Consider the following 1,565-nt stretch of genomic DNA (forward strand, 5'->3'; position numbering starts at 1 on the left):
CGCCAACTGGAGAGCTACAACGCCCCGACTCAATTTTCCGAGCCGCCGGCTTTTGTTCACCAAAGAGTGCAGCACTGGGTAGAGCGAAGTCCCGATGCCATAGCGGTGACCGGGGCCGAGAGCAGTTTGACCTACGGTGAACTCAACCGCCGCGCCGATGCCCTGGCACAGAGGCTGCTGGCCCTGGGGGTAAGCTGCGATGACCCGGTAGCTTTATATCTGCCCCGCGGGGAACAGTTGGTGGTCGCCATCCTCGCGGTATTGAAGTGCGGTGCCGGTTATCTGCCGCTGAACAGCCGCTACCCGGTGGAAACCCTGGTGGATATGCTGGCGGGCATAGAAGCTAAATTCATTGTGTCGCAGCGGGGTCGCCTGGAACAGGAATCCCTATGGCCAACCTTAGCCGATCGTATGCCCGCACTCGCCAGAGTCCTGCTGGATGATCCGCAAGTGGAGTCGGCAGCGGAGCCCGTAGGGCAGGTTCAGCCGCATCCGGATAACCTGGCATTTTGCATCTTTACTTCGGGCAGTACCGGCAAGCCCAAGCCGGTGGCCGTGACACACCGCGGGTTTAGCCACCTGATGGAGTGGTATAGCACACTGACGGAAACCACTGCCGACAGCAATACGCTGCTGATCACTGCCACCAGCTTTGATTTGAGTCAGAAAAATATTTTCCTGCCCCTGATCAATGGCAACCAGTTGCACCTGGCCGACGATGACTTTGATCCGGACCGGCTGCTCGAACAGCTCCGCTCGGGTCTGATTGACCACAGCAATCTGACCCCCAGTGCCTGGTTTGCCCTGGCGGAGTTGGACAACAACCGCGAGGCGTTTTCGCGGCTCGATACCCTGGTATTGGCAGGGGAACCCATCGATGCCCGCCGATTGCAGAGCCTGTGGTCCAACTATCCGCAGCTGAAAGTGATCAACTACTACGGCCCGAGCGAATGCACAGACGCGTCGTTGGTACACCCCCTGCGCTCGACCCAGGGGAGCGCCGTGATCCCCGCCGGTAAAAGCCTGCCCTATTGTCGAAACTATATCGTCGACCAGGAAGGACAACTGATGCCGGAAGGCCTGGTCGGAGAGCTGTATATCGGTGGTATCGGTGTGGCGCGCGGCTACTATGGCCGGGCGGGATTGACCGCGGATCGCTTCTATCCGGATCCCTTCAGCGATGTTCCCGGTGCCCGCATGTACCGCACCGGAGACCTGGCCCGCTATGGGGACGCGGGTGACATTGTAATCCTGGGGCGGTGTGACCAGCAGATAAAGCTGCGGGGATTCCGTATTGAGCTTGGCGAAGTGGAGGCGCAATTAAGGCGCTGCACGGGGGTTGAGGAGGCGGTGGTGAGTCCCCGAACCACGCAGGGCGACACCAGGCTGGTGGCTTTCCTCAAGCTCGATACCGCGGATGCGGATACTGAAGAGCAGTTAACGGCATCACAACAGGCACGGGTAGATGCCATCGCCAGTGAGGCCCGGGACAAGCTGCCGGGCTATATGTTGCCGGCGTTTTATCAGCCGCTGGAGGCGTTGCCACTCAACGCCCACGGCAAAAT

At 60.1% G+C, this 1,565-nt stretch carries 1 protein-coding gene; it reads left to right on the top strand.

What is annotated here, in order from left to right:
- On the top strand, positions 1 to 1,565 hold a 1,565-nt coding region (locus ABVT36_RS18960), incomplete at both ends, for an amino acid adenylation domain-containing protein (protein WP_368457959.1).

The organism is Microbulbifer sp. TYP-18 (genome assembly GCF_040932045.1).
Lineage (GTDB): Bacteria > Pseudomonadota > Gammaproteobacteria > Pseudomonadales > Cellvibrionaceae > Microbulbifer.